This is a genomic window from Neorhizobium sp. R1-B (assembly GCF_004368875.1).
GTDB classification, from domain to species: Bacteria; Pseudomonadota; Alphaproteobacteria; order Rhizobiales; family Rhizobiaceae; genus Neorhizobium; species Neorhizobium huautlense.
This window is the reverse complement of the sequence record NZ_SOEM01000002.1, coordinates 174,423-194,823: the sequence shown is the minus strand read 5'-3', so window position 1 is coordinate 194,823 and position 20,401 is coordinate 174,423. Positions and strand designations below refer to the sequence as shown.

The 20,401-nt window shown below is 60.4% G+C and carries 23 protein-coding genes and 1 tRNA gene; 8 read left to right on the top strand and 16 right to left on the bottom strand.

What is annotated here, in order from left to right; all coding sequences use genetic code 11:
• Positions 1 to 23 precede the first annotated feature (23 nt).
• From EDE05_RS03770 to EDE05_RS03750, 5 genes are all read left to right on the top strand, one after another.
• On the top strand, positions 24 to 1,577 hold the full coding sequence (locus EDE05_RS03770; RefSeq protein WP_134100170.1) for an undecaprenyl-phosphate glucose phosphotransferase: 1,554 nt from the start codon (positions 24 to 26) through the stop codon (positions 1,575 to 1,577).
• Between the two features lie 5 nt (positions 1,578 to 1,582).
• Positions 1,583 to 2,839, top strand: a complete 1,257-nt coding sequence (locus EDE05_RS03765) for an O-antigen ligase family protein (RefSeq protein WP_134100530.1) — start codon at positions 1,583 to 1,585, stop codon at positions 2,837 to 2,839.
• 30 nt (positions 2,840 to 2,869) lie between these two features.
• Complete coding sequence (locus tag EDE05_RS03760) at positions 2,870 to 3,166, top strand: helix-turn-helix transcriptional regulator (protein WP_105372007.1); 297 nt, start codon at positions 2,870 to 2,872, stop codon at positions 3,164 to 3,166.
• A gap of 207 nt (positions 3,167 to 3,373) precedes the next feature.
• Positions 3,374 to 3,562, top strand: a complete 189-nt coding sequence (locus EDE05_RS03755) for a hypothetical protein (protein ID WP_105372008.1) — start codon at positions 3,374 to 3,376, stop codon at positions 3,560 to 3,562.
• A gap of 173 nt (positions 3,563 to 3,735) precedes the next feature.
• Positions 3,736 to 4,056 carry a hypothetical protein gene (locus EDE05_RS03750; protein ID WP_132409835.1) on the top strand — a complete coding sequence of 107 codons (321 nt, stop codon included), beginning with the start codon at positions 3,736 to 3,738 and terminating at the stop codon, positions 4,054 to 4,056.
• A 92-nt stretch (positions 4,057 to 4,148) separates the two neighbouring features.
• On the opposite strand, the gene EDE05_RS03745 is transcribed toward EDE05_RS03750, so the two are convergent.
• From EDE05_RS03745 to EDE05_RS03710, 8 genes are all read right to left on the bottom strand, one after another.
• Positions 4,149 to 4,225: transfer RNA gene (locus tag EDE05_RS03745), tRNA-Pro, on the bottom strand.
• A gap of 147 nt (positions 4,226 to 4,372) precedes the next feature.
• Positions 4,373 to 4,855: a BA14K family protein gene (locus tag EDE05_RS03740; protein ID WP_132409837.1), complete on the bottom strand. Its 483-nt coding sequence runs from the start codon at positions 4,853 to 4,855 to the stop codon at positions 4,373 to 4,375.
• A 111-nt stretch (positions 4,856 to 4,966) separates the two neighbouring features.
• Entirely contained in the window at positions 4,967 to 5,503 is a 537-nt protein-coding gene (locus EDE05_RS03735) for a MerR family transcriptional regulator (RefSeq protein WP_105372011.1), read from the bottom strand.
• 156 nt (positions 5,504 to 5,659) lie between these two features.
• Complete coding sequence (locus EDE05_RS03730) at positions 5,660 to 5,998, bottom strand: integration host factor subunit alpha (RefSeq protein ID WP_105372012.1); 339 nt, start codon at positions 5,996 to 5,998, stop codon at positions 5,660 to 5,662.
• A 119-nt stretch (positions 5,999 to 6,117) separates the two neighbouring features.
• A complete protein-coding gene (locus EDE05_RS03725) occupies positions 6,118 to 7,089 on the bottom strand; it encodes a beta-ketoacyl-ACP synthase III (protein ID WP_132409839.1) in 972 nt (323 codons plus the stop codon).
• Between the two features lie 19 nt (positions 7,090 to 7,108).
• A complete protein-coding gene (plsX, locus tag EDE05_RS03720) occupies positions 7,109 to 8,155 on the bottom strand; it encodes a phosphate acyltransferase PlsX (protein ID WP_105372070.1) in 1,047 nt (348 codons plus the stop codon).
• A gap of 148 nt (positions 8,156 to 8,303) precedes the next feature.
• Positions 8,304 to 8,870, bottom strand: coding sequence for a DUF177 domain-containing protein (locus tag EDE05_RS03715; RefSeq protein WP_112801906.1), 567 nt, complete (start codon positions 8,868 to 8,870; stop codon positions 8,304 to 8,306).
• Between the two features lie 6 nt (positions 8,871 to 8,876).
• Entirely contained in the window at positions 8,877 to 9,413 is a 537-nt protein-coding gene (locus tag EDE05_RS03710; protein WP_134100166.1) for a ubiquinol-cytochrome C chaperone family protein, read from the bottom strand.
• Positions 9,414 to 9,636: 223 nt separating this feature from the next.
• On the opposite strand from EDE05_RS03710, the gene EDE05_RS03705 reads away from it, so the two are divergent.
• On the top strand, positions 9,637 to 10,170 hold the full coding sequence (locus tag EDE05_RS03705) for an outer membrane protein assembly factor BamE (RefSeq protein ID WP_105372016.1): 534 nt from the start codon (positions 9,637 to 9,639) through the stop codon (positions 10,168 to 10,170).
• A gap of 87 nt (positions 10,171 to 10,257) precedes the next feature.
• Here the strand turns inward: EDE05_RS03705 and EDE05_RS03700 are convergent, their stop codons facing one another.
• From EDE05_RS03700 to ribH, 4 genes are all read right to left on the bottom strand, one after another.
• On the bottom strand, positions 10,258 to 12,399 hold the full coding sequence (locus EDE05_RS03700; protein WP_105372017.1) for a sodium-translocating pyrophosphatase: 2,142 nt from the start codon (positions 12,397 to 12,399) through the stop codon (positions 10,258 to 10,260).
• A 216-nt stretch (positions 12,400 to 12,615) separates the two neighbouring features.
• Positions 12,616 to 13,839 carry an MFS transporter gene (locus tag EDE05_RS03695; RefSeq protein WP_132409847.1) on the bottom strand — a complete coding sequence of 408 codons (1,224 nt, stop codon included), beginning with the start codon at positions 13,837 to 13,839 and terminating at the stop codon, positions 12,616 to 12,618.
• 15 nt (positions 13,840 to 13,854) lie between these two features.
• Positions 13,855 to 14,334, bottom strand: coding sequence for a transcription antitermination factor NusB (gene nusB, locus EDE05_RS03690; RefSeq protein ID WP_105372071.1), 480 nt, complete (start codon positions 14,332 to 14,334; stop codon positions 13,855 to 13,857).
• A gap of 4 nt (positions 14,335 to 14,338) precedes the next feature.
• On the bottom strand, positions 14,339 to 14,797 hold the full coding sequence (gene ribH / locus EDE05_RS03685; protein WP_112801900.1) for a 6,7-dimethyl-8-ribityllumazine synthase: 459 nt from the start codon (positions 14,795 to 14,797) through the stop codon (positions 14,339 to 14,341).
• Between the two features lie 175 nt (positions 14,798 to 14,972).
• On the opposite strand from ribH, the gene EDE05_RS03680 reads away from it, so the two are divergent.
• Positions 14,973 to 15,485: a GNAT family N-acetyltransferase gene (locus EDE05_RS03680; RefSeq protein ID WP_112802258.1), complete on the top strand. Its 513-nt coding sequence runs from the start codon at positions 14,973 to 14,975 to the stop codon at positions 15,483 to 15,485.
• Between the two features lie 94 nt (positions 15,486 to 15,579).
• Positions 15,580 to 16,734: an HD domain-containing phosphohydrolase gene (locus EDE05_RS26705; protein WP_166675426.1), complete on the top strand. Its 1,155-nt coding sequence runs from the start codon at positions 15,580 to 15,582 to the stop codon at positions 16,732 to 16,734.
• Between the two features lies 1 nt (position 16,735).
• On the opposite strand, the gene EDE05_RS03670 is transcribed toward EDE05_RS26705, so the two are convergent.
• The 4 genes from EDE05_RS03670 to glyA are packed head-to-tail and all read right to left on the bottom strand — an operon-like array spanning position 16,736 to position 20,236.
• Complete coding sequence (locus EDE05_RS03670; RefSeq protein ID WP_134100163.1) at positions 16,736 to 17,350, bottom strand: riboflavin synthase; 615 nt, start codon at positions 17,348 to 17,350, stop codon at positions 16,736 to 16,738.
• Complete coding sequence (gene ribD, locus EDE05_RS03665; RefSeq protein WP_134100160.1) at positions 17,350 to 18,447, bottom strand: bifunctional diaminohydroxyphosphoribosylaminopyrimidine deaminase/5-amino-6-(5-phosphoribosylamino)uracil reductase RibD; 1,098 nt, start codon at positions 18,445 to 18,447, stop codon at positions 17,350 to 17,352. The genes EDE05_RS03670 and ribD overlap by 1 nt, the downstream gene beginning before the upstream one ends.
• A 3-nt stretch (positions 18,448 to 18,450) precedes the next feature.
• Entirely contained in the window at positions 18,451 to 18,930 is a 480-nt protein-coding gene (nrdR, locus tag EDE05_RS03660; protein WP_105372023.1) for a transcriptional regulator NrdR, read from the bottom strand.
• Between the two features lie 16 nt (positions 18,931 to 18,946).
• The gene (gene glyA, locus EDE05_RS03655; RefSeq protein WP_134100157.1) at positions 18,947 to 20,236 is read right to left on the bottom strand and encodes a serine hydroxymethyltransferase; all 1,290 of its coding nucleotides are present in this window, start codon (positions 20,234 to 20,236) and stop codon (positions 18,947 to 18,949) included.
• Positions 20,237 to 20,401 lie beyond the last annotated feature (165 nt).

Genomic DNA, 20,401 nt, shown 5'->3' with positions numbered 1-20,401 from the left:
CCGGAGGCGAAAAGGATTGGGCCATGAACAAGCCGAGCAAGTCCGAACAGTTCGACGTCGATAACCTTCGCAGGAAGGTTTCGGAAATCCGTTCCAGCGAAAAAACGCGCGCCGCGGAGGAAGCAACCGTCCTCAATCCGCTCGCCCGGCAGATTGCAGAGCAGTTCCGCAACGACAGCACCTCTCCGGCCATGCTCATCGGCCAGTTCCGCCTGTTCGAGCTGGCAGCAATGCTCGCGATCGGCCTGCTCGTCGGAGCGTTAATGGCTCCCACCGATGCCAGTGGCTTCCTCGCCCGCTTCGCCCTGATCGCCACCGGCGCGACCGTCACCGTTCTATTGCTGCAGCTTGCGGATGCCTATCAGATCCCGTCACTGCGCGGCGCCAGCCGCACGGCCAGGCGTGTTTTCGTCGGCTGGACGATCGGCTTTACGCTGACGGCGGCTGCCCTTCACGTGGCGGAAACGGAGCCCTATTCCGTTGCTGCTCTCCTCGTCTGGTTCGCAACCGGCACCAGTTTCCTGCTTCTGGAGCGAAGGCTTACCGCCTTCGCCATCCGCAACTGGGCGCGCAACGGCGTCATGGAGCGGCGTGCCGTCATTGTCGGCGGCGGGGAGCCGGCAAAGCAGCTCGTGCGCCAGCTGGAACAGCAGCCAGACAACGATATCCGCATCTGCGGCATTTTCGATGACCGAAACAGCGAGCGCTCTCCAACTGTCGTGGCCGGTTATCCGAAGCTCGGCACCTTCGCGGAACTGGTCGAATTCGCCCGTCTTGCGCGTATCGACATGCTGATCATCGCGCTACCCGCGACCGCCGAGCAACGCATCCTCCAGCTTTTGCGCAAGCTCTGGGTCCTGCCGGTCGACATCCGGCTTGCCGCCCATGCAAACCGCCTGCGCTTCCGCCCGCGCTCCTACTCCCATGTGGGCGCGGTGCCGATGTTCGACATCTTCGACAAGCCGATCCGCGATTGGGATTCGGTTGCCAAGCGGGTCTTCGACATCCTGTTTTCGCTGGTCGCGATCAGCCTGCTCTGGCCGGTCATGCTCATCGCGGCAATTGCCGTGAAGGCAACGTCCAAAGGACCTGTACTCTTTCGGCAAAAGCGCCACGGCTTCAACAATGAGGTGATCCAGGTCCTGAAATTCCGCTCGATGTACACCAATATGAGTGATCAGAGTGCGATTAGGGCGGTCACCAAGGGCGACCCTCGCGTGACGCCAGTCGGGCGCTTCCTTCGGAAATCCTCGATCGACGAACTGCCGCAGCTCTTCAACGTCCTGCGCGGCGAACTCTCCCTCGTCGGGCCGCGCCCGCACGCGGTGAGTGCCCAAACCGGCGAGCGCAAATATGTGGACGTAGTCGAGAGCTATTTTGCCCGCCATCGCGTCAAACCGGGCGTTACCGGCTGGGCGCAGATCAACGGACTGCGCGGCGAATTGGACAGCGACGAGAAGATCCGCGCCCGCACAGCCTACGACCTCGATTACATCGAGAACTGGTCCCTGCTCTTCGACCTGAAGATCCTGTTCCTGACGCCGGTCCGGTTGCTTAACACGGACAATGCCTATTGAACGCCATTGCCAACGATCATCCGGCCCTCGGTTATCCGCGCCATTTTGACAGCCGGCTCGCCGCCCTGAGGCTTGCCGGCACCGGCCTGATTGCGTTCGGCGTCTTTCTATCCGGTTTCGTGATTTCGGAGCCCGCCCCCTATGAACTGATCATGGTGATCCAGATCGGCATCTGGTTCCTGATCGGTCTGACGATATCGCGTACCGTCGCACCGCTTCTCGTCTTGCTGCTGGCCTTCAACCTCAGCGGTCTGACGTCCATGTTCGTGATGAAGGACATGAGCGGGGCGCCGATGTATTTCGCGGTCTCGATCTTTCTGGCGCTCAGTTCGGTCTTTTATGCCGCCGTCATCGAAAGCGACCACCGGCGGCTGAACCTTATCTTCAAGGCCTGGGTGACCGCCGCGATCATTACCTCGCTGCTCGGTATCCTCGGCTATTTCAATGCGTTTCCAGGCGCGCATGTCTTCACCCGCTACAATCGCGCCATGGGCGCCTTCCAGGATCCCAACGTCTTTGGCCCATATCTCGTCGCGCCGCTGCTCTATCTTCTCTATCGGATGCTGACCGGCCGGCTCATTCAGGCGCCGCTCCTGATCCTCGGAATTCTAATCCTGGCCCTCGGGATCTTTCTTTCCTTTTCGCGGGCAGCCTGGGGGCTGCTTCTCTTTGCCGGCGCCGCGCTCGTCATCGTTATGCTGCTGAAGGAACGCACAGCGGCCTTCCGATTGAAGATCCTGGCCATTGCTGTGGGCGCAGTCGTCTTTCTCGCCCTCACGCTGGCAATTGCGCTTCAGTTCGAACAGGTCTACGACCTCTTCATGAACCGGGCAAAACTGGTTCAGGAATATGACGGTGCGCGTCTCGGGCGCTTCGAGCGTCACAAGATCGGCTTCCTGATGGCCATGGAACGGCCGCTCGGGCTCGGGCCGATGGCGTTCGGAAAGATGTTCGGCGAAGACGAACATAACATCTGGCTGAAGACGCTCACCACCTACGGCTGGCTCGGTGCCGTCACCTATCAGGTCATGATCTGGTCGACGCTCTGGTTCGGCTTCCGCTATATGCTGCGCGAACGTCCCTGGCAGCCTTATCTGATGATCGCCTGGGTCATGATCCTCGGCCATGCGATCATCGGCAACGTCATCGACACCGACCACTGGCGGCACTTCTACCTGCTGCTCGGTATCGTCTGGGGCTGCGCGGCACTCGAACATCGGTTTCGTCGCATAGGATCGTCCCTACGCCCCGCGAGCACTTGACTTGGGCTCCCGCCGCGCCAAATTGTTCCCATGCTGACAGCTTCTCAACTGCGTGCTGCACGCGCCATGACGGGGATAACGGTGGAGGAACTTGCCGCCGCTTCCGGTCTTTCAAAATCCGTGATCGAGGAAGCAGAGGCGGCCCAGGTCTTCGCAGGCTCCGATGTCACCGAGCGCCTGCGCACCATCTTCGAATCAAGAGGCATTCTCTTTCTCGGTGCCGGTGAAGGCGACGATGCCGGCGCCGGTCCCGGAGTCAGGCTGCGCCAGAAGTCCCACGACGAAGGCATCCGGCCGCAGAACCTGAACGCGGCAAACGACGACTGAAGCCGCCCTACAACGACGATACGTCGGTTGGGCAATTGCGGTCCCGGCATCTCACCTTTCCCCGGTAAAAAACGAGCCGCAACGCGAAGCTAATATCGCAAAAATTGCCGTTTCGACCGGTTACAATTTTTAACGATAAAAGCGCAAAATTCCCAGGAACAAAAATTCACCATGTGAGTTGACGTTCCAATAATTAAGGGGAAGCTGATGACAACGTATCTCAAAACGGATGAGATCGAGGACCGGGGCCTCAAGAAAGTCTGGAGCGTCGCGGAATTCGCCAAGCGCTACCGACTGGACCGAGAAGAGGAAGCCCGCCTTTTGAAACTACTTGGGCCTTTCGCCTCTCAGCAAGAACTGCTGATGAATGCAAGCCGGGCGCCGCGCTTCAGATAGGCTTTCCGACTGTTCTTCCCATCAATTGAACCGGCTCGGTTCGACGCCTGAAACCCGAGCGGATGTAGTTCGATCTTTCGCCCCATACTTTTCCATCCAGCGGAACCTTTACCCTCCTCCCGTCGTTCGCCAAGCGTGACCAGTTCGCGCCGCAGTGCGCAAGGAGGAACAAGATGATGAAAATGTTGTCGAGTACGGGGCTGATCGCAGCCCTTTCGTTTGGCGCCCTTGGCGCCCTCCCTACGTCCGTTTCCGCGCAGGATCTCGAGCTTCGTCTCGGACCGGACGGCGTCCGGCCGGTTATTCGGGACAGAGACCGCGAATATCGCCGCGGCTGCAGCCCCGGCGAAGCACGGGCCGCAGCCCGCGACGAAGGCTTCCGTCGTCCGGAAGTTATCCGCGTGACCGACCGAAGCGTGACAGTGGAGGGCATGACCCGCAACGGTCGGGATCGCATCCGCTTCGCCAATCGACCGGGATGCCCCGAGATTTAATCGGCCAGCAAAAATGGAGATACGAAAGCCCTGCTTCGGCGGGGCTTTTTCCGTGGTAAGTCCGCTCAATCAGGCAATGGGGGAGAGGTAAATGGTCGGGGCGACTGGACTTGAACCAGCGACCCCTTGACCCCCAGTCAAGTGCGCTACCGGGCTGCGCTACGCCCCGACCAGCTTCTGAACGAAGCATGCCTTCCTTACTGACATGCCACTGTCGGCGCAAGAGAAAAATCCGCCAAAAACAAATCTGTTCAACCTGCAGGAAAGACCGGCATGACCCGCCCTGCCGATCCGGCAGGGCGGGCCCTTGTCGAGATCACGAATACGGCGAATAGCACTGACGGCGCGGGCCGCCGTAAGGCTGGTAGGTATTGTCGTAGGCCCTGTAGGATCGGTAGCGAGAGTAGCACCAGTTCACGTGGGCATTGCCTCCGACATACCGGCGGGGTGTGACGTAACGCGGCTGCGCCAAAGCTCCGCCGATGATGGCGCCGGCGGCAAGACCACCGATGATCGCACCGACATTAGAATCGCGGTGGCGGCGATAATAGCGATCCCGGTAGTAGCTATCCCGATAGTAGCGATCACGATAATAGCGCCGCGGACCGCCGTCCCGGTACCGCCAATAGCGGCGGCTCTCCAAGCGGGGGCTCAAAGCGTTCTCGCTCCACTGGACGGTTTGGATCGCCTGCGGGGCTTCGATTTTCGGCGCGCCGACCGTTGGAAAGGCCTGGGCCGGCGCAATGCCGCTCAAGGCTGTAATCAAGGACAGCGCGACGACGGCAAGTTTCTTCCTCATAATTCACCTCCTTTGATCCTGTGGAGGAAATGATCCTCCTTTTCGTATGAACAAAGGGTGAATGGTAAATTTGAGGTAACGTTCCCCGGTCGAGAAAAATTGAGAACCCGCTTATCGGACCTGGTCAAGCAACCGCTTGCATTCCAGAAGGTCGAACAGCGCCTCCTGGAGCAGCGCCCTATCTTCCTTGCCGACACTCGACTTGCCGATCGACACCTCGGGCAGATCATCCTCATGAGAGGAGCCGAAACCGAAGAAACGTCCGCTTGGCTTTACCTTGGGCCGTCCTACGACCTGGTCCTCTTCCGAGGCGCTGATCTTCGGCTCGACATGCTTCTCGCTGTTTGCCGCCATGATTGCTTCCATGGTGGCAAGATCGCCCGAAGCGATTGCGGCGACAAACTTGTTGCCGTTGGTCTTCAGGAGCTTCTGGACGCCCTTGATCGTATACCCATGGTCGTAGAGAAGGTGTCGGATACCCTTTAGCAGATCGACGTCTTCCGGACGATAATAGCGGCGTCCGCCCCCGCGCTTCATTGGCCTGATCTGCGGAAAACGCGTCTCCCAGAAGCGCAGCACATGCTGAGGCAGGTCGAGATCATCGGCGACCTCGCTGATCGTACGAAAGGCATCCGGGCTCTTATCCAAGATCAGTCTCCAACAGCAGCCTGCCGACACCGCGGAGGGCGGCGGCCTTTCACTCATATGGAATTATGCGACGAATCGAACATATCTCAACGGTTTGCGCCGAAAGATTCAAGCATGTTCACAGGATTGGAATGATTGCAGCCGGGGCGGCTCGCATCAGGCAACGGGGCTTGGCGGTTTCTGCTTGGCCTTGCGCGCCGTGTGAGCCTTGAGAATGCGCTGCTTCAGGACGTTCGACGCCTTGAAGGTCATGACACGGCGCGGAGAGATCGGCACTTCCTCGCCGGTCTTCGGATTGCGACCAATACGCTCGTTCTTCGCCCGCACCTGGAACGTGGCAAACGACGAAAGCTTGACCATTTCGCCGCGCACGATGGCGTTGCAAATCTCATCGATGACGGTTTCGACAAGTTCGGCCGACTCCGTTCGGGATAGCCCGACCTTGCGGAATACCGACTCTGCCAGATCCGCGCGTGTTACTGTCTTGCCGGCCATGATCCCCGCCCAATTTTCGAAATTGATCTTGTCAAAGCCGATAGAGAGTATTTTGCTTGAGCGCGAGGGTCAAGCACCTGTGCGCAATGACATATTTGCGTTTCCGCTCAAATTACGCCTCACCAGCGAAGAAGGAGCGCACCCCAGGTGAAGCCGCCGCCCATGGCCTCGAGCATGACCAGGTCGCCCTGTTTGATCCGTCCGTCGCCTGCGGCCACCGAAAGCGCCAGCGGAATCGAAGCCGCCGACGTGTTGCCATGCAAGTCGACCGTCACAACGACCTTTTCGGGCGGGATTCCGAGCTTCTTGGCCGAACCGTCGATAATGCGCCGGTTGGCCTGGTGCGGCACCAGCCAGTCCAGATCTTCCGCGGTCGTGCCCGTTGCAGCGAAGGCGGCTTCGATCACGTCGGTGATCATCCCGACTGCGTGCTTGAAGACCTCGCGGCCCTCCATCCGCAGATGGCCGACGGTTCCGGTGGTGGACGGCCCACCGTCGACATAGAGCTTTTCCTTATGGGTGCCGTCAGAACGAAGATGCGCGGTCAAAACGCCTCGGTCGGCGATCGTCCCCTCGCTCTCCTGCCCCTCCAGCACAAGCGCGCCAGCGCCGTCGCCGAAGAGAACGCAGGTGGTGCGGTCTTTCCAGTCGAGAATCCGGGAAAAGGTCTCCGCGCCAATCACCAGCACACGCTTGGCCATGCCGCCGCGAATATGCATGTCTGCAGTCGCCACTGCATAAACGAAGCCGGAGCAGACAGCCTGCATATCGAAGGCATAACCATGTGTCATGCCGAGGCGATTTTGGATGTTCACCGCGGTCGCCGGAAAGGTGTTGTCAGGCGTCGAGGTGGCGACCAATACCAGATCGATATCGTCCGGGGTCAACCCGGCATTGGCGAGCGCGGCGCGAGCGGCTTGCTCACCAAGCGACGCCGTCGTCTCCCCCTCGCCTGCGATGTAACGTTGGCGGATGCCGGTGCGCTGGACGATCCATTCATCGGATGTTTCGACGATGCTTTCCAGCTCTTTGTTAGGCACTACCCGCTTCGGCAGAGCTGCCCCGTAACCGCGAACCACTGAACGGATCATTCTCTTTCACATCCTGTCGTCATGCTGCTTCGGGGCCAGCAGGCGGCTGGCGGCGGGCATGATAAACCTTCAAATCCTGTACAATCTTGGCGTTCAGGTCGTTACGCGCCATGTCGTAGCCGACATCGATCGCGGCCGCGAAACCGTCGGCATTGGTGCCCCCATGGCTCTTAATGACGATGCCGTTCAAACCAAGGAAAACCCCGCCATTGACCCTGTTCGGGTCCATTTTCTCGCGCAGCCGGTCGAACGCGCTTTTGGCGAGCAGATAGCCGATCTTGGCAAAGATGGTCCGCGACATGGCTTCACGGAGAAGCGTCGCGATCTGCCGCGCCGTTCCCTCCGCCGTCTTCAAGGCGATGTTGCCGGTGAAGCCCTCGGTCACCACCACGTCCACGGTACCCTTGCCGATGTCATCGCCCTCCACGAAGCCGTGATAAGCGATGGTGGGCAGATTGGCTTCGCGGATCAGCCGTCCGGCCTCCCTCACCTCTTCCTGGCCTTTCACCTCCTCAACGCCGACATTGAGAAGGCCGACGGTCGGCCGGTCCACCTCAAAGAGCGCGCGGGCCATGGCACCGCCCATCAGGGCGAAATCGAGGAGCTGCTGCGAATCGGCACCGATCGTCGCGCCGATATCCAACACGATGCTTTCGCCCTTTAACGTCGGCCAGATGCCGGCGATCGCCGGGCGCTCGATATTGGCCATGGTGCGCAGACAGAATTTTGCCATGGCCATCAGCGCACCGGTATTGCCGGCGGAAACCGCGACATCGGCCTCGCCGAGCTTCACCGCCTCGATCGAACGCCACATGGTCGAGACATAACGGCCACGGCGCAACGCCTGGCTCGGTTTCTCCTCCATGCTGACGGCAAGTTCGCACTCATGAAAGACCGATTTATCGCGCAGCTTTGGGTATTTGGCCAGCCACGGCTCACATTCGGCCTTCAGCCCATAGATGAGGAACGTCACATCCGGATGGCGATCCAGCGCCTTGGCGGCGCCGGGAATGACGACCTCGGGCCCAAAATCGCCACCCATGGCGTCAAGAGAAATTCTGACCACGCGTTCCTGATCCTTATCCTTCGCCGTGCACATGATCCAATTACAGGTCATGCGCCGGTTCTAGCGTCTTCTGTGGCCTTGCTCCTGCGCGGCGCTGCCGGCGAATTCGTGGCCAAAATATAGTTTTTGTCGCTGCTTACAACGGCCGTCAGTCCTTTTTCCAGTCTTTCAGGGCAGCAAAGGGATTCGGGCGGCCCGACGTCCCGTCTTCATCGCCTTCCAAATGGGTGGCAAATTCGACACCGGCCTTGCGCGGATAAGGATCGATGGCAAGGGCCGCAAATTCGGCAACGGCCACGCCGGCGTCTATGGTGTCGCCGGCAAATGTTTCCGGGAGGTCTGGCCCTTCCGGATCCAGTACCATCTCGGCTGCCTCGTTCGTAACGATCCGGGCAAGCTTGGAACCCTCCGGCACGAATATCTGCTCGAAATCCTCATCGATCTTCGATTCGACCGGATCGAGCGTCACGACGCAGGACTGCACGATATCTGCCGTAACCCGCCCCTTCAGCCGAACACCGTCCTTTTTCCAGCGCGTAATCTGCAGGTCCGCTATCAACGATTTTACGGACACGACCTGCCAAAGCGTCGCCAGGTCGGCACATTCCCGTTCATTCGCCTCCAGATGCACGGTCACCGGATTGGCCGATATATGCCCTACCTTCACAGGATAGGAAAAGGGAGGCTTCCCGCCCCCGTCATGGATGTTCTTCATGCAACCTCACTTCCCCGGCAAAGGCAGAACGGCCTGCCCGCGGGAAATCTCATCTTCGGATACGCCGGCAAGTGCTGCTTCCGTCGCGATCATCCATCCTGCAAGCCCAAGCATTGCGGGTGCATCTGCCGTTTCCGGATAGATATTGCGCCGAAGCGCATCCGCAAGCTTTTCGGTGTCGCCTGCCTCGAGAGCGGCAGCATAGGTCTCGAGCCTTCCATAAAACATGCCCGCAAGCCTCTTCATGCGCTTGGGCACACCCTGGTCGCCGATTCCGAGTTCGCGGATGGAGTGGTCGATATCCAGGAAAAAGGCGTCGACAATTTCCTGGGCAAGCTCTTGTCCGCTTGCTTCGGACTTTGCGGTGCGGCGGAAGAACAGGATCATCACGATCGACAGCATCTCGAAACGGCCCATGACAGTGTCGGGCACGTCGAGGTCACTGTAGAAGAAAGGAATGCGCGCAGCCGAGGTCAAAGCGGCATATTGCCGATCAACGATCGCGCGGTTGTGGTTCTTCTTCTTGAAAAGCCTGAAAATCATCTGAATTCCCGTTATTTGCCTCCCCGAAGATCTCCGGCTGACGTCGGCCATGTTGCATGGAAACGAAAGCTGGTTTACCGAAGCAGGCACGAATTGCAATGCCGTTCCGCCGGTCAGCGAACGGGGTCGTGATCCTTTCGCCCCGCATAACGGCAAGGATCAGCCTGATGTCCCCGAATAGCCACAATGGTATGAACAGCAGGGACGGGTCGAGTTTTGGGGGATGCGGTTGAACAAGCGGGTTTTCGGGTACGAGATGACATTCTTGAGTAAGACCGCGACGGCGATTGTCGTCGCATCCATGACCGTGTCCGGCTGCACATCGATGCAGCTTGGCGATACCATGTACAACGGCTACGTCATCGACCAGCAGTCGCTGAACCTCATTCCTGAGGGGTCGAGCCGCGAACAGGTGCTGCTGACCATGGGTACGCCGTCGACGACGGCGACCTTCGATACCGAAGTGTTCTATTACATTTCCCAGAAGCGTGAACGCGCCGTGGCGTTCATGAAGCCCCGGCTGGTCGATCAGACCGTGCTGGCGATTTATTTCGACAAGAACGGCACGGTGGCCCGCAAGGCCAATTACACCATGCAGGACGGCAAGGTGTTCGACACCATTTCCCGGACGACGCCGACAGGCGGCCGCGATCTGACCTTCCTGCAGCAACTTCTTTCCGGCGGCGCTGGCGCTGCAGGCGCAGGTGCGGCAGCAGCGCGAAACCTCCTCGGCGCGGGCGGGCTCGGCAACCGCTAAGCGCCGGTCTTATCTATAGAAAAGGCCCGCGGGAGACGCTCCCGCGGGCCTTTTGTTTGTGAGACACGTTTTTTGTCAGGCGGGCTCTCAGCCGGCAAGAACCGCAAGCAGCAGAAGAGCTACGATGTTGGTGATCTTGATGGCCGGATTGACGGCAGGACCGGCTGTATCCTTGTAGGGATCGCCCACGGTGTCGCCGGTGACGGATGCCTTGTGCGCCTCCGACCCTTTGAGGTGCCGAGTGCCGTCCTTGTCCACGAAACCATCTTCGAAGCTCTTCTTGGCATTGTCCCAGGCACCACCGCCTGATGTCATCGAGATCGCCACGAAAAGGCCGTTGACGATCACCCCGAGCAGCGAGGCGCCAAGTGCTGCAAAGGCTGACGCCTTGTCGCCACCGGAGATCAGCAGAACGCCGAAATAGACGACGATCGGCGCGAGGACCGGCAACAGCGACGGAATGATCATCTCGCGGATCGCTGCCTTGGTCAGGATATCGACGGCCCTGCCATAATCCGGACGCTCCGTTCCCTGCATGATGCCCGGCTTGTTGCGGAACTGCATGCGCACTTCCTCAACGATGGAGCCGGCAGCGCGCCCGACGGCAGTCATCGCGATGCCGCCGAAGAGATAGGGGATAAGACCACCGAAGATCAGGCCCGCAACGACATACGGGTTTGAAAGATCGAAATTGATCTCGCCGACGCCGTTGAAATAGGGATACTGGGCGCTGTTGGCGACGAAATATTTCAGGTCGTTGGAATAGGCCGCGAAAAGCACCAGGGCGCCAAGGCCAGCCGAGCCGATGGCATAGCCCTTGGTGACCGCCTTGGTCGTGTTGCCGACCGCGTCGAGCGCATCGGTAGACTTGCGCACTTCCGGCGGCAGATGGGACATTTCGGCAATGCCGCCGGCATTGTCGGTGACGGGGCCGAAGGCGTCGAGCGCAACGATCATGCCGGCAAGGCCGAGCATGGCGGTAACCGCGATCCCGGTCCCGAACAGGCCGGCAAGCTGATAGGTCGCAATGATGCCGCCGACGATGACGATCGCAGGCAACGCGGTCGATTCGAGCGAGACGGCGAGCCCCTGAATGACGTTGGTGCCGTGACCGGTTACCGACGCCTGGGCGATGGAATTGACCGGGCGCTTGTTCGTACCCGTATAATATTCGGTGATGACCACGATCAGTGCCGTCACCACGAGGCCGAGAAGGCCGCAGATGAAGAGGTTTGTGCCGGTGATTTCCCGGCCGGCCACGGTACCGATCGTGCCCCAGCCGATGGTCAGCGAGGTGGCGGCGCCAAGCCCCAGGATCGACAGAAGCCCGGTGACAATCAAGCCCTTGTAAAGAGCGCCCATGATGGAGCCATTGGCGCCAAGCTTAACGAAGAAGGTGCCGATGATCGAGGTAACGATGCAGGCGCCGCAGATGGCCAGCGGATAGATCATCGCGGTTTCCAGCACCGGTGCGCCGGCAAAGAAGATTGCAGCGAGGACCATCGTGGCGACGACGGAAACGGCATAGGTTTCGAAAAGGTCGGCCGCCATGCCGGCGCAATCGCCGACATTGTCGCCGACATTGTCGGCAATCGTCGCGGGGTTGCGCGGATCGTCCTCCGGAATGCCCGCTTCGACCTTGCCGACCAGGTCGCCGCCGACATCGGCTCCTTTGGTGAAGATGCCGCCGCCGAGACGGGCAAAAATGGAGATCAGCGAAGCGCCGAAGCCGAGCGCCACAAGGGCGTCAATGACTTCGCGCGAGCCGCTCGGGTGCCCCAAGCCTGCGGTCAGCACCCAGTAATAGATGGAAACGCCGAGGAGAGCGAGACCCGCAACCAGCATGCCGGTGATGGCACCTGATTTGAAGGCGATGTCGAGACCGGCAGCGAGGCTCTGCGAGGAGGCCTGGGCGGTGCGGACGTTGGCGCGAACCGAGACATGCATGCCGATGAAGCCCGCGGCGCCTGAAAGCACGGCACCGATAATGAAGCCGAGCGCGGCGGTGCCGGATAGAAGCAGCCAGGCGAGAATGGTGACGACAACGCCGACCATGGCGATCGTCATGTATTGGCGCGTCAGATAGGCCTGTGCGCCTTCACGGATATAGCCGGCGATTTCCTGCATGCGCTGATTGCCCTGGTCGGCAGCCAGAACTGAACGCGTCGCCCAGGCGGCATAAATGATCGATAGCAGGCCGCAAACGATCACACCTAAAATTACGGTCATTCGCTTCTTCCTCTCCCTAAGCCCAGGCGGAACATTCCACCGGCCATGCACCCCACAACGTACCACCCTGTCCCCGGGACATTCTGGACCGTCGCTGTACTCCACGCGCATTCTCGCGCAAACGACCGAATCCCCTCCCAAGAATCCAGGGTCGATCACGCGGAGGCGAGATTGCGGTGGACTTGAATTGGCGTCAAGCCCCGAGAGGGCAAGTCTCTAGGCGGATTTTGCGGAAGTGGATTTCAGCATCAAGGCCAGCACGAGAACCAGGCAGACAATGGCAACTGGCCAGATGATCAGGTTCATGAACGACCACCCATAGGCCGTGAATATCTTGCCGGACGAGAAGGAGGAGAGAGCGACCGCGGTGAAGAGGATGATGTCATGGAACCCCTGCACCTTATCGGCCTCATGGGGCCGATAGCTCGAAGCGACGATTGCCGTCGATCCGATGAAACCGAAATTCCAGCCGATGCCGAGCAGCACCAAGGCTCCCCAGAAATTCCAGAGCTCAATGCCCATATGCGCGATGACCGCACAGCCCATCAGTATGACGAAGCCGGCAGCCACAATCTTTTCCACGCCGAAGCGGGAAATCAGCATGCCGGTGAAGAAACTTGGAGCGAACATGGCAAGCACATGCCACTGGATACCAAGCGTCGCCATCTCGGTCGGGAAGCCGCAACCGATGACCATCGCCAGCGGCGCGCCCGTCATCATGAATGTCATCAGCGCATAGCTGCTGATGCCGCAGATCATGCCGGTCAGGAATCGTTGGCTAGTGACAATTTCAGACAGCGGGCGAGCCGGCATGGTTGCCGTCGAGTTGGAGGTCATTGCCGGCAGTCTGAGCGGCAGGAGCATCAGAACCGCAATGAGGAACAGGGGTATGATCGCGATGAAGGCACCGGCAAAAAGCACCGGCGCCGCCAGGTCCTTTGTCCAGATGGCCAGCTGCGGGCCGAGGATGGCCGAAACGATCCCGGCCGCGAGAATCCAGGAAATTGCCTTCGGCTTGTAGAAGGAGGGCGAAGCGTCTGCAGCGGCAAAGCGGATCTTCTGCGTGGCGCCGCCACAAAGGCCCATCAGCAGCATCCCGAGCGCAAAAAGCCAGAAGTTCGATTGAAACAGCGCGACCGCGCCAATGCCGGCGCCAACCGCGCCGAGAACAGCTCCGAGCATGAAACTCTGTTTGCGGCCCAAAAAACGGGACGCAACGGCAATGGCGACGGCACCGACTGCCATGCCGATATTGAAACCGGTGAGAGGAGCCGTCGCCAGCGACTTGTCGTCGCTCAGCAGCTGGTAACCGACCAGGCCGCCCAGCGAAAAGACCACCGGCGGCGCCGATCCCAGGATTGCCTGGGCCGCGGCAAGCAAGGCGACACTGCGACGGGCCGTGCGCAACTGTGTCTGAAGTCCGTCCACCACGCCGTCCATGCCGCTATCCTTCGCTTACTTCTTGGTGTCGCCACGCACCTGCTTGGCGATGCGGTCGAGAACCGCGTTGACGATCCGCGGTTCTTCCTCCGCGAAGAAGGCACGCGCGATCTCGACATACTCTGTCACGATGACCGCGACCGGCACGTCTTTGCGCTCGAGGATCTCGAAGGTGCCCGCACGCAGAATGGCGCGCAGCGTCGAATCGAGGCGGGAGAGCGGCCAGTCCTCCTGGAGCGACGAACGGATCAGCGGATCGATCTTCACCTGGTCGCGGACGACGCCTGCGACGATCGAGCGGAACCAGGACGGGTCGGCCTTCAGATACGTGTCGCCGTCCAGTTCCTGGCCGAGCCGGTGCGCCTCATATTCGGCCACGACTTCGAGAACGCCCGTGCCGCCGATATCCATCTGGTAAAGCGCCTGCACGGCCGCGAGACGGGCCGCGCCCCGCTGGTTGGCCGGCTTCACCGGATGTTCGTCTTCCTTCGCCATAAATTCAACCACCATTCAGCTTTTCGCGCAGCGCGATCATGCTCAGCGCCGCACGCGCGGCAAAGCCGCCCTTGTCCTTGTCCGCCCGGCGCGCACGCGCCCAGGCCTGGTCGTCGTTCTCGACCGTCAGAATGCCGTTGCCGATCGCCAGCGATTCCGAAACCGCAAGATCCATGAGAGCCCGAGAAGACTCGTTTGCAACGATGTCGAAATGATAGGTCTCGCCGCGAATGACCATGCCGAGCGCAACGAAGCCATGGTACTCCGTACCGCCCTCTTCCGCCGCATCGAGCGCCATGGCGATTGCCGGCGGAATTTCGAGCGCGCCGGGTACGGTGACAACGTCATAGGTCGCACCGGCTTCTTTGAGGGCATGGGTCGCGCCGTCGAGGAGCGCATCGGCCATGTCATCGTAGAAACGTGCCTCGACGATCAGGATGTGTGGAGCGGTTTCACGCGACATGGTTCACCTTCATGATATCGGGCCGGTTGAGATCTGGCTTCGGCAGGCCGCGGTCAAAACACGCGACGGACAGAATGGCAAGCGAATTTAGCTGATCGCAGGGATGCGAATCAGGAATATCTCCTTCGGCGGCGTTGTGGAAGCGGCCGCTTTTGATCCACCGGAGTTCGCGACAATGATTCCGACCATCGAAACCGAACGACTGATCCTTCGCCCGCATCGGCTCGACGAATTCGAAGCCTATGCCGCTTTCTGGGCTGATCCCGACGTGGTTCGCTTCATCACCGGCGTCCCCTCGACACGCGAAAACAGCTGGGGGCGAATGTTGCGGGTCACCGGCATGTGGCATCTGTTGGGATTCGGCTTTCTGGCAATCGAGGAAAAAGGCACCGGCCGCTTCCTCGGCGAGGCCGGTTTTCAGGACATGCGCCGAGACTTTCAGCCGACGATTGAGGGGACATTGGAGACCGGATGGGCGCTCATTCCTTCCGTACATGGCCTTGGCTACGCAACTGAAGCTGCCGGCGCCATGGTCGAGTGGGGTGCGGCACACTTTCCGGATATGGAGATGACCTGCATCATCAGCCCCGAGAACGGCGCATCGCTTCGGGTTGCCGCCAAGCTGGGTTTCCGCGAAATCGCAAGGGCCGACTATCACGGACCAATCGTGGTAATGTCGCGCCACTGAACCGACGCTTCCATAGTGTTAATTCTGGCACTTTTCTTCTATTAGTCAGTTTTCATATATAATGAACCAGACAAGCGGGAAGATGGACGGCCTCGTGAATCAGAATCCTTTTCCAGCCAACCGCGTGGACGACCTGATCTTGCAGATGTCCATGGCGCGCGGCATCGACGGGATCATAACAGTGCTGCGTCAGTCCGCCCGCGACTTGATCGGTGCCGATGGCGTGAGCTTCGTCCTTCGGGAAAACGACAGGTGCTACTATGCCGATGACGACGCAGTCGCGCCGCTCTGGAATGACCGACGCCTCCCATCGGAAAGCTGCATTTCCGGCTGGGCCATGAAACATGGCGAACTGGTCGTCATCGAAGATATCGCTCGGGACGACAGGATCCCACACGCCGCCTATCAGGGCACCTTCGTTAAAAGTCTGGTTGTGGTTCCGGTACGGAAGGAAGATCCGGTTGGCGCAATCGAAGCCTATTGGGCCAAGGCGGAGCGCCCCTCGGAAGAGTCCGTCCGCCTTTTGCAGCGGATAGCCAATAGCGCCGCCGTCGCGATGACCAATGTTGCGCTGATCAACGCTCTTGCTGCCGCAAAGGAGGAAGCTGCACGCGCCCGCGATGCGTTGATCCTGGCCATGGCTTCGCTTGCCGAAACGCGTGACTATGAAACCGGCAATCACATTCGCCGCACCCAGCACTATGTGCGTGCGCTCGCCGAAGCTCTGAAGGAACAGGGAGTATATGCCGAGGAGCTGAGCGACGAGGCGATCGACCTGCTCCATAAGTCGGCGCCGCTGCACGATATTGGTAAGGTCGGCATTCCCGACAGTGTCCTCCTGAAACCGGGCAAGCTCGATCCGAAGGAATACGAGGTCATGAAGAGCCATGCCGAGCTCGGCCGGGCGGCCATAGCCACCGCGGAACGCTATATGGGATCGGCCACGCCCTTCCTAAGCGTCGCCAGGGAAATCGCCCATACCCACCATGAAAAGTGGAATGGTACAGGCTATCCCCGAGGACTCCAGGGGGAGGATATCCCGATCGGCGGCCGGATCATGGCGATCGCCGACGCCTATGACGCCCTGGTCTCCGAGCGGATATACAAACCCGCCATGTCGCATGACGAAGCCGTCGACATCATCGTCAGGGACGCCGGAACACATTTTGATCCCGGCCTGGTCGAGGTCTTCGCGAAGATCGCTCCGCGGTTCAAGGAGATCCATGGGCAGTTCACCGACAAGGAATAACTCAGGCCCTCGCCGGAAACTCCGCAAGGCGTGCTGCATAACGCGCCATGGTATCGACCTCGAAATTTACCAGATCACCGGCCTTGCGGTCGCCCCAGGTGGTGACCGCAAGCGTGTGACGGATCAGCAGCACGTCGAAATCCGTCCCATCCACCGCATTGACGGTAAGCGAGGTACCGTCAAGTCCGACGGATCCCTTTGGTGCGACGAAACGGGCAAGATGTTCGGGAGCGCGCAACCGGATACGGACCGCCTCGCCCTCAGGCTCGACCGACAGGATTTCAGCAGTGCCATCAACATGCCCGGAGACAATGTGACCGCCGAGTTCGTCGCCGATCTTCAGAGCCCGCTCGAGATTGACGCGGGTGCCTTGCTTCCAGCTGCCGATCGTCGTCAGCCGCAGCGCCTCTTCCCAAGCTTCAACCTCGAACCAGCGTTCGTTGCTGCCATCCGCCGGCAGGTTGGTGACCGTGAGGCAGACGCCGCCATGGGCGATCGAGGCTCCCATGTCGATGGTCTTCGGATCGTAGTTCGTCGCGATACGAAGCTTGATGCCCTCGTCCATCGGCGTCGTTGCGGCAACCGTGCCGACATCGGTGACAATTCCGGTAAACATCAAAAACCTCTTTCGTAATCGAAACAACGGTCGGGGCCGAAGTTATCCTCTCGGATCAGAGCAAATCCAGCCGGCATATCGGGTGGCGTCAGCGGCGATTCAAGACCGCCCTCTCCGACCGTGCCCATCCCCTGAAACAGCAGGATGCGATCAACAAGACCGGCATCGAGGAAGGCTTTTGCGATAACAGCCCCGCCTTCGATCAAGAGCGAAGAGATGCCTCTGGCGGCGAAAACGGCGAGCAGGATGTCGAGATCACTCGCGTCCATGATCTCGGCGCCGGCCTTGATCAATCGTTCGCGCTTCATCGAGGGCGCAGATCCGCGCGCTGCCTCCGCACCGAATGGAGGTAAAGCAACGACGATGACCGGCACGTCTCTCGCCGTTTTTACAAGTTTGGACTCGAGCGGCAGCTGCAATTGGCGATCCAGCACGATGCGGATCGGCGATCGGTTTTCGAGGCCGGGAATGCGCACGGTCAGTTCAGGGTCGTCCGAGAGCACGGTGCCGATGCCGACGAGGACCGCGTCCGACCTGGCTCGCAACCGATGTACCTCGGCCCTCGCCTCAGGCCCTGTAATCGCCACTTCCTCGCCGCGCCGCCCAAGCATTCCATCGGCGGAAACTGCAAGCTTCAGAGTCACATGTGGGCGACCCTTCGTCTGGCGCATGAGGTAGCTGGCATGTGCCCGCCGCCCCTCGTCCTCCATCAGCCCGGACTCGACCGCAATGCCCGCATCGCGAAGGATGGCGAGCCCTCTGCCCGAAACCCGCGGGTCTGGATCGGTCAGGCAGACCACGACACGCGCGACGCCGGCTTCAACCAGGGCGTTGGCGCAAGGGGGCGTCCTGCCGTAATGCGAACAGGGTTCCAGCGTCACATAGACCGTCGATCCGCGTGCTTTCTCACCGGCCATTTCGAGAGCCTGCGTTTCCGCATGCGGACGACCGCCGGGTGCCGTCACCGCCTTGCCGACCACTTCGCCGTTCTTGACGACCACGCAGCCGACAGAGGGGTTGGTGCCCGTCAGCCCGGTATTCTGTCGCGAAAGGCGCAACGCCTCTGCCATGAACCGCCGGTCGTCAGAGGCGGTCATTCCTCATGGCTCCAGGCCGGGATCGCGGGCGATCTTGGCGTTGATCTCTTCGATCACCTTCTCGAAATCTTCCGCATGGGAAAAATCCCGGTAGACGGAGGCGTAGCGGACGAAGGCCACGTCATCGAGACTCTTCAGCGCCTCCAAGACCTGCAGGCCGATCTCTTCGGACGAAATCTCGCTTTCGCCGGAACTTTCCAGGCGACGCACGATGCCCGATACCGCCCTCTCGATCCGGTCATTGTCCACCGGACGCTTGCGTAGCGCGATCTGGAAGGACCGCACCAGCTTATTACGGTCGAACGGCACCTTCCGGCCGGTCTTCTTCGTGACCATCAACTCACGAAGCTGCACCCGTTCGAACGTAGTGAAACGGCCGCCGCAATCCGGGCAGATGCGCCGCCGGCGGATGGAGGTAAAATCCTCCGCCGGACGCGAATCCTTGACCTGCGTGTCTTCCGAACCGCAATAGGGGCAGCGCATCGCCTCTCCTTAAGGATCACATATACGGGTACATCGGGAACCGGTCGGTAAGCGCTACCACCTTCTCCCGAACACCAGCCTCTACAGCCGCGTTGCCCTCGTCGGAATTGGCGATCTTCAGCCCGTCGAGGACCTCGACGATGAGATTGCCGATCTCCTTGAATTCCGCTTCCTTGAAACCGCGGGTCGTGCCGGCCGGGGTGCCTAGGCGGATACCTGACGTAACGAAGGGCTTTTCCGGATCGAAAGGAATGCCGTTTTTGTTGCAGGTGATGTAGCCGCGGCCGAGCGCTGCCTCCGCCCGCTTGCCGGTGGCGTTCTTCTTGCGCAGGTCGACCAGCATCAGGTGGTTGTCTGTGCCGCCGGACACGATGTCGAGGCCGCCAGCCTTCAGTGCCTCGGCAAGCGTCTTGGCATTCTTGACGATCTGGGCGGCATAATCCTGGAACTCGGGCTTCAGCGCTTCGCCGAAGGCAACGGCCTTGGCGGCAATGATGTGCATCAGCGGACCCCCCTGGAGGCCGGGGAAGACGGCCGAATTGAACTTCTTGGCCAGCTCCTCGTCATTGGTGAGGATGACGCCGCCGCGCGGGCCGCGGAGCGACTTGTGCGTCGTCGTCGTGGCCACATGGCAGTGCGGGAACGGCGACGGATGCTGGCCACCGGCAACGAGGCCGGCGATATGAGCCATGTCGACCATGAGATAGGCGCCGACCGAATCGGCAATCTCACGAAAGCGCTTCCAGTCCCAGATGCGCGAATAGGCGGTGCCGCCGGCGATGATGAGCTTCGGCTTGTGCTCTTCGGCCTTCCTCTGGACCTCGTCCATGTCGAGCAGGTTGTCGCCTTCGCGTACGCCGTAGGAAACGACGTTGAACCACTTGCCGGACATATTGACCGGCGAACCGTGCGTCAGGTGACCGCCCGAATTGAGATCAAGGCCCATGAAGGTGTCGCCCGGCTGCAGCAGCGCCAGAAAGACGGCCTGGTTCATCTGCGAACCGGAGTTCGGCTGGACGTTGACGAAGTTGACGCCGAACAGCTTCTTGGCGCGTTCGATTGCGAGTTCTTCGGCGATGTCCACGAATTGGCAGCCGCCGTAATAGCGCTTGCCCGGATAGCCTTCCGCATACTTGTTGGTCATGATCGAGCCCTGCGCTTCGAGCACGGCGCGAGAGACGATGTTCTCCGAAGCGATCAGCTCAATCTCGTGGCGCTGGCGACCCAGCTCCTTCTCGATCGCGCCAAAAATCTCCGGGTCCGAGTCGGCAAGCGGGCGAGAGAAGAAAGCATCGGTGTTCGACATGGGCGAGGCTCCTCAAAGGGGTGTGCATGCGATTGTCGCGTCTTAGCGTTCCGCCTTCCTGAGAGCAATACGGGGAACGACATTTGCCGGCCGGAAGACGCGGGCGGAGCCGTATGGAAACGAAAAAGCCGCACCCTTTGACGATGCGGCTTTCCAGACGGCAAA